This is a genomic window from Pseudomonas sp. (assembly GCF_049590575.1).
Lineage (GTDB): Bacteria > Pseudomonadota > Gammaproteobacteria > Pseudomonadales > Pseudomonadaceae > Aquipseudomonas.
In genome coordinates this window covers 1-1,671 of record NZ_JBAWDE010000191.1, presented here as the reverse complement: position 1 = coordinate 1,671, position 1,671 = coordinate 1, and the positions used below count along the sequence as shown (strand labels likewise).

Below are 1,671 nucleotides of genomic sequence, written 5' to 3'. Positions count from 1 at the left end.
GTAGGACTCGCCCGTTCGACAGTCGTAATTCCGGCCAAGGGTGTAACCCAGGAAGTCAAACGATTCATCCGGCAGGCGGCACAATCGCGTTTTCGTCTCGTTCACCGTCAGCTTCAGCTTGGACATCATCCCTCGCATCACGGTCATGGCCTCATCGGCCGTGCCTTTGCAGCAGATGACGAAGTCATCGGCATAGTTGACGATTTTCGCGGCTAGACGCTTCTCGTGTCCTCCCGTTTTCCATCCCTTCACAAAACGTCGCATGTAGAGATTCGACAACAATGGAGAGATCGGAGCACCTTGCGGCGTTCCCATCCCTTGGTCCTTGTTCCGGGTCGTCCGATGGCGATTCCCTTTCGCGTCGATTTCTTCCACCGGTGTTTCCAGCCACAGCTTGATCAACCGCAGTATGCGGCCGTCGCTGATCCGACGGGACACCGATTTCATCAACTCCGCATGAGGAATGCTGTCGAAATAACCCGAGAGGTCCGCGTCCACCACCTCGGTGTGTCCTGTCCTGAGTAACCGTTCCACTTGGCGAACGGCGTCCAGGGCACTACGCTCCGGGCGGTAGGCGTGTTGTTCGGGCTCCAGATCGGCCTCGAAGATTGGCTCCAAGACCAGCACCGCAGCCATCTGTACGACACGATCTTTTATGCAAGGAATCCCCAGCGGCCTTAGCTTGCCGTCCCCTTTGGGGATGAACACGCGTCGGACCGGCCGGGGACGATACGTTTCGTTCTTGAGCTCTTCCGTCAGTTCGTCCAGCCACCGGTCCTCTCCGTACGCCTCGATGTCCGCAAAGCTCTGGCCGTCGACTCCCGGTGCACCGTCGTTTATACGACAGCGGACGAAAGCCCACTCCAGCATGTCTCGGCGATACAACTTGTCGTACAGGGCGTAGAACCGATAGTCAGGCGAGTTCTTCGCTTTGGTGTGCAACGCCGTCTGTAACTTCTCAACCTTAGTTGGAGGTGATAGGCTCACGCCAATCTCCTGGATGTCGGTCACGTATGACGCTGACCTTGAACTAAGGCCCCTTCCCTCAGCCGGCATTACCCGGCTTCGCAGGTACTACGGGCCTCTCCGTCACCCCAAGCGGCCCGGCCTGTCCCTCGCGGGCGTCCGGTTGAGGGTCACGCACCCTCACCGCATGGGCTTCCCGTGTTGCGTTCGATCTCCGTTTACCGACATGCCGTCGTCAATACCCCGGTGGCCCGCTGGACCTTGATCGCTCGTGGGACGGCCTATTCCAACCGTTTCCCTGTATCCAGCGGCGGCGGCCTTCCCCAAACTGGGGCTGGGTCGGCGACCACATTGGACGTTTCGAGGCCTGCTCAACGTTCACTGGCTATTACGGCCTGTCGGCTCGCTGCATCGCCTATAGCGACACATTCGTCTCGAAGGCTCCGACGGATTCGTTTCCTCCTCGCGTCGCTTCGGTAGCTACCGGCTGGAGCGACCCAGTTGCCGGGTGGGAATCGCACCCACTGAAGATCAACACCTGACACGGTTCACGGCGCACCCCAGTTTCCTTCCCCCCAGTTTCATTCCCCGAGAGCCGGTTCAGCTTCGGCAAGCGCAACCCACAGCCGTCGCCGGGTCGAAAACTTGGTCTGGGACGACCAGAGCCGCGCTATCCACCGGCCAGCGTAGCGCGCAGTCACCAGG

1 protein-coding gene is annotated in these 1,671 nt (G+C 59.9%); it reads right to left on the bottom strand.

Going from position 1 to position 1,671, the window contains the following annotated elements; genetic code table 11:
- Positions 1-1,011 (bottom strand): reverse transcriptase domain-containing protein (locus WBR57_RS13160; RefSeq protein ID WP_424084182.1); only part of this gene is annotated, 1,011 nt, incomplete at its 3' end.
- Positions 1,012-1,671 lie beyond the last annotated feature (660 nt).